Consider the following 5862-nt stretch of genomic DNA (forward strand, 5'->3'; position numbering starts at 1 on the left):
GTCTAGTGTCTGACATCAACCCAAATAACTTGGTTGTAAACAGCAACAGCATGGTAAAAACGATTGTTAACCATAACCCACATGCGATTGGATTCATCTCTGTTGGCTCTATCGACCGTTCGATCAAAGCAATCACATTTGAAGGCGTTGAGCCGACATCTAAGAACATCGCCAACCACAGTTATGAATTGGCTCGCCCATTCTTATTGCTGCACAAAACTGAATCAGTTTCTGACGAGAGCAAAGATTTCATTAAGTTCGTGAAGTCAAAACAAGGGCAAGATCTTATCGAAGAGTACGGTTACACGCGCATCAAGTAACTATAAACGCATTAAGTAGCTACAAACGCATTAAGTAACTACAAACGCATTAAATAACTACACACGTATCAAGTAAGATAACGACTTTTGTGATGTTGTTAGGATGCTGATGATATCGCCTTGATAGACAAAAACAAAAAGAGAGAGCCTTAAGCTCTCTCTTTTTTGAATCTATAATCTTCGCTAAAAGCAATTCTACTTATAAAAAAGCTCTAGAAGTGAAGTTGAATCACCGAAACAATCACAGCACCAGGACGACGGATGCCTTCGATTTCTACACGGATTTCGCGTTCAATCTCTAGGCCTTTCTTAATTGGCGTTACTTTTGTTAGCGTACTTTTAGCGCGAACGTTACTGCCCGATTTTACAGGGTATGGGAAACGTACTTGGTTAAGACCAATGTTTACAACCATCTTCGCCGTTGGGAATTGAGATTTGTCAGGATCAACACTGTCTGTCAGTCGAGGAAGCAGAGACAAAGTCAGAAAACCATGTGCAATGGTTGTTTTGAACGGAGAATCTGTTTCAGCCTTAGAAGGCTCTGTATGAATCCACTGCATATCTTCAGTAACGAGGCCAAACTGGTTGATTCTGTCTTGGCTTACATTGATCCAATCACCAGTATGGATCACTTCACCGATCTGCTGTTCAAGCTCATCAAATACAAGTTGTGCTTCTGGCTTAAGTACGATCTGTGGTTCAACAGGCATCTCTGGCGCATCTTCATTGACAGCAGGTTTGTGGTGATCACGAACCCACGCAAAGAAATGACTATTTTGCGTGCGATTCAGAAAGTCTCCCCAGTAATCTCTAAGAGCTGGAGACATCCATTGCATAAACTCTGAGTGTTGCGAAGACACGCTGTCGCCTCGGTGTTTAAATAAATCAATGACTTTCATAAGAACCTCAATGCACAAAATATTTCAATATAACTTGGTAATTTTGAAACACTTCACACTATTGTGCAAATACTTTCGAGCATACAAGTGTTAGCCGAACACTTATATATCCAACAAAAACAACAACCTAAGAATAAAACACCATTTTATTGGAGAGCTTTAATTGGAGTATTAACTCTACCTTATAATAAACATTTCATTATATAAACAGATTCTTTATTCACAAGTGGAATAAAAAAGGCTTAGCACAATGCTAAGCCTTCGTTTTTACAAGAAATTAATTACCAAGGAGAAACCTTGTAAAGGGCTCATCCTACAAGACACTAACTTCCCTATTCATCGTCCAGTGGAATCAACTTGGTATTGCCACCGTGTGCCTTCTCACGCTTACGTTGCACGAATGCATAGAAGCCAGGGATTAGGAACGTACCCGCTAACAACACACATAGCAGGCCACCAATCAGAGAAATACCCAATGAGTTTTGACTCACGTGACCAGCACCCGCAGCGAAGATAAGCGGGAATATACCTAAAATGAATGACCAAGACGTCATGTTCACAGCACGAAAACGCAGCGTACCGCCCTTCACCGCCGCATCTTCAATCGGTGCGTCTTTCTCTTCACGCTCAACCTTTGCGAATTCCACAATCAAGATTGCGTTCTTCGCGGCCAAAGCTATCAAGAGGACCAAACCAATTTGTGCATAGAGATTCAGCGGTGTGCCTGTCAGGTTCAGCGCCAAGAAAGAACCTAAGGTTGCAACCGGTACCACTAAGATAATCGCTATAGGGATTGTCCAACTCTCGTACTGCGCCACCATGAACAGATAGATGAAGATCAGAGCCAGTGCAAAAGCAAAGATCGCTTGGTTGCCTGCCAATACTTCTTGATAAGCCATGCCTGTCCATTCGTACTGGTAGCCTTGAGGCAGCACGTCAGCTGCGACACGTTCCATTGCAGCAATCGCATCACCGCTTGAGTAACCCGGTGCTGGTTGGCCTTGAATCACCGCACTGCGGTACATGTTGTAACGCCATGCTACGTCTGGTTCAAAGATCTGATCGTAAGTCACCAATGTGCTTAACGGGATCATCTCGCCATTAGACGAACGCACGTGGAATCGTTGTAGGTCATCCATGCTGCTACGGTGTTCACTGTCTGCTTGCATGGTGACACGGAAATTCTTACCAAACATGGTGAAGTCATTCACGTACATTGACCCAAGATTGCCTTGTAGCGTTTGGAATATTTCCGATAGGGGAATACCTAGCTGTTGCGCTTTCTCACGATCAATATCGACATAGTAGTGAGGTACATTGGCGCGGAAGGTACTGAAGGTATGTGAAATCTCAGGCTGTTTATTTGCCTCAGCAATCACGTCATTCATTACCATCGCCAGATCAGTGCGGCTACGACCTAATGTATCTTCGAGAACAAACTCAAAACCAGACGCAGCACCCATGCCCGGAACCGCAGGAGGTCCCATTGCAAATACAATCGCTTGAGGCAGTTCTGTTGCTGCTCGGCCATTAATACGTTGTGAGATAGCTTGCGCTGAATGTTGACCGTCTAGTGCGTTACGCATTTCCCAATCGTGGAGCTTGATGAACATCGACGCACCATTCGAAGCTGAAGCGCCCGTCATGAATGCATAGCCGTTAACCAGTGTCACACCATCAACGCCCGGCTCTTGCTCAACCATCTCTAGTAACTGCTCTGTCACATCTTCTGTACGAGACAGCGATGCCGCGTCAGGAAGCTGCACGTTAACCAGCAAGATGCCTTTATCTTCTTGAGGTACGAAAGCCGTAGACGTGGTTTTCGCGAAGTAAGTTACCGCTGCTAGCGCCACAACGAAGAAGGTAAACAGCAGAACACCCTTTTTCACAAGGAAGCCTGCAATTTGACCGTACTTGCTGGTTACTGATTCAAGACCACGGTTAAACGCTTGGTACCAACGTGCTGTGTTACCACCGCCCTGCTTAAGAACCAATGAACACAATGCTGGCGACAGCGTTAGAGCGTTAATAGAAGAGATCACAACCGCGATACAGATAGTCAGAGCAAACTGGCGATACATGATGCCGGTAATACCTGGCAACATCGCTACAGGGATAAACACGGCAAGCAGTACCAATGTAGATGTCACAATTGGACCGGTCACTTCTTTCATCGCGATCAGTGTTGCTTTTCGCGGTGAAATGGTAGGATCTTTGGCCATCGTAGTATCTACGTTCTCGATAACCAAGATCGCATCATCTACTACGATACCAATCGCCAAAATCAAACCAAACAGGGTTACTGTGTTGATGGTAAAGCCGGTCATCTGCATGACCGCAAAAGTACCAATCAAAGATACCGGAATCGCAACCACAGGAATCAAGGTTGCACGGGCACTGCCCAAGAACAAGTACGTTACTGCGATAACCAGCAAAATTGCTTCGATGAGTGTTTTAACTACACCTTTAATCGACTCAGCAACGAATAGTGTGGTGTCGTAACTCGCCTCGTAAGCAACGCCTTCAGGGAAATTTTTGCTTAGGTTGTCTAGCATCGCCATGACTGCTTTACCACTTTCCAGCGCATTAGCGTCTGACTGAAGTGACAGCGTTACGATTGAAGCGTCTTGACCACGGTATTTACCGTTACCATCGTAGAACTTTTTACCTAGCTCAACACGTGCAACGTCTTTTAAATAAACCGTTGAACCGTCTTGATTTGCACGAAGCACTACATTTTCAAACTCATCAGCCGTTTCTAATCGGCCTTTTGTCACCAAGTTGAATTGCACTTCTTGCGCGTTGTTATAAGGCGCTGCTCCAATACGGCCTGCAGCGACTTGAACGTTCTGCTCCGCCAAAGCGCGATTCACGTCAGAGGTAGTTATATTGAGGTTAGCCATTTTTTCAGGATCTAACCAAACACGCATCGCGTATTCACCACCACCCAACACGTTAACTTCACTGATGCCCTTTACACGAGCCAATTGGTCTTTAATGTTCAAGTTCACGTAGTTGATAAGGAATTGGTCGTTGTACTCTCCGTTCGGCGAGTAGAAGTTCAATACCATCAATAGGTCAGGTGAACGCTTCTTGACCGTTACACCCACCATTCTTACTTCTTGTGGAAGTTTCGATTCGATCTGAGCAACGCGGTTCTGAACGTTGACCTGAGCCATATCAGCATCAGTCCCGACATCAAAGGTCACGTTAAGGTTGTATGAACCATCATTAGCACTTTTAGAAGACATGTAGATCATATCTTCTACGCCATTCACCGATGTCTCTATGGGGTCGGCTATCGCCTGTTCCACCACTTCAGCACTGGCACCCGTGTAGAATGCCGACACACTGACCGATGGTGGGCTAATTTTTGGATATTCGGCCACTGGTAAGATAGCGAGAGAGATCGCACCCGCCAGCGTTAATATTATGGATATGACAAGGGCAAACTTAGGCCTTTGAATAAAGAAACGACTTAACATAAATAGCCCCCTTACTCAGCTTGTTCAGCAGAAGCTTGAATACGAACAGACATACCATTACGTACACGCTGTAGGCCTTGAGTGATCACTGCGTCGTTCTTCTCTAGACCAGAATGAACGATCACACCACCTTCAACTTGTCGCCCCATCTCAATGTTTCTGCGCTCAGCAACTGGTGCGGCTTCACCTTCAACCAATACCATCACAAAGTCACCTTCTAGGTCGGTTTGAACCGCACGACGCGGAATAGTCACAACATCAATAGATTGCTTTTCACGTAGATCAACGCGAACGTGTTGGCCTGGAAGTAATTGCTGGTTCGGGTTATCAGCAATTGCGCGCATCGCGATCGTACCAGTATTGAGGTTGATACGGTTACCCAAGAAATCAAGCTGACCTAGATGTTCGAACGCTTCACCATTCTCAAGCATGATCTGAACTTCAACACCTGCAGAATCGCTGCTGCCGTCGCCTTCGATGCGATCCATACCCAGCTCAATACGCTCACGCTCACTGATGCTGAACGATGCATGGATTGGATCTAGGCTAACCAACGTAGTCAGTACACCTGAAGACGGTGAAACCAGATCACCCGTGCTCACTTTGGTGTCACTAATTCGTCCAGAGAAAGGCGCAATAATTTTGGTATGAGAAAGCTGAACATTGGCTGCATTGAGTTGTGCTTGACTTGCTTCAAGCTGTGCCTGAGAACCCAATAAGTTTGCTGTCAATGCATCAAATTCCGATTGAGAAATACTCCCCTTAGGGAGAAGGTTCTTACCTCGGTTAAAATCAAGCTCGGCTTTTTTAAGGTTCGCGTTCGCTTGAGCAACAGACGCTTTTGCGCTTGCTACTTCAGCTTCAAATGAAGAGGGTTCAATGGAGTACAGTAATTGGCCCTTTTCGACCATTTGACCTTCATTGAAATGACGGCTTTGTAGATAGCCAGAAACCTGCGCTGTGATAGCCGTGTCTTCAACGGCTTCAATACGACCGATGTACGACTTACTTTGCTGGTGAGAAACAACGCTAACATCCTGTACTGCTACGAGAGGTAGAGGCGCTTGCTTGGCATTTTGAGCATCTTGCCCACATCCAGCAAGAATAAGAGAGCTTGCAAGAGCCGTAAGGATCAACTTTTTACGCATGGTTATACCT

3 protein-coding genes and 1 pseudogene are annotated in these 5862 nt (G+C 45.4%); 1 reads left to right on the forward strand and 3 read right to left on the reverse strand.

The genetic code is table 11. The features are described from left to right. Positions 1-320: pseudogene (locus tag AB4653_RS10900) on the forward strand (phosphate ABC transporter substrate-binding protein); the annotation flags it as partial. 212 nt (positions 321-532) lie between these two features. On the opposite strand, the gene AB4653_RS10905 reads toward AB4653_RS10900, so the two are convergent. The 3 genes from AB4653_RS10905 to AB4653_RS10915 all read right to left on the reverse strand — a co-directional run bounded on the left by AB4653_RS10905 (position 533) and on the right by AB4653_RS10915 (position 5852). Next, entirely contained in the window at positions 533-1219 is a 687-nt protein-coding gene (locus tag AB4653_RS10905) for a MaoC family dehydratase (protein ID WP_009844790.1), read from the reverse strand. A gap of 332 nt (positions 1220-1551) precedes the next feature. Next, complete coding sequence (locus AB4653_RS10910; RefSeq protein WP_009844789.1) at positions 1552-4704, reverse strand: efflux RND transporter permease subunit; 3153 nt, start codon at positions 4702-4704, stop codon at positions 1552-1554. A gap of 11 nt (positions 4705-4715) precedes the next feature. After that, a complete protein-coding gene (locus AB4653_RS10915) occupies positions 4716-5852 on the reverse strand; it encodes an efflux RND transporter periplasmic adaptor subunit (RefSeq protein WP_009844788.1) in 1137 nt (378 codons plus the stop codon). Positions 5853-5862: the final 10 nt, after the last annotated feature.

This window comes from Vibrio sp. 10N.222.48.A3 (assembly GCF_041475345.1).
Lineage (GTDB): Bacteria > Pseudomonadota > Gammaproteobacteria > Enterobacterales > Vibrionaceae > Vibrio > Vibrio tasmaniensis_A.

What these genes read in the sequence shown, in the direction of transcription:
- AB4653_RS10905 (WP_009844790.1), bottom strand. Translation starts at nt 1,219, where the DNA reads ATGAAAGTCATTGATTTATTTAAACACCGAGGCGACAGCGTGTCTTCG.
- AB4653_RS10910 (WP_009844789.1), bottom strand. Translation starts at nt 4,704, where the DNA reads ATGTTAAGTCGTTTCTTTATTCAAAGGCCTAAGTTTGCCCTTGTCATA.
- AB4653_RS10915 (WP_009844788.1), bottom strand. Translation starts at nt 5,852, where the DNA reads ATGCGTAAAAAGTTGATCCTTACGGCTCTTGCAAGCTCTCTTATTCTT.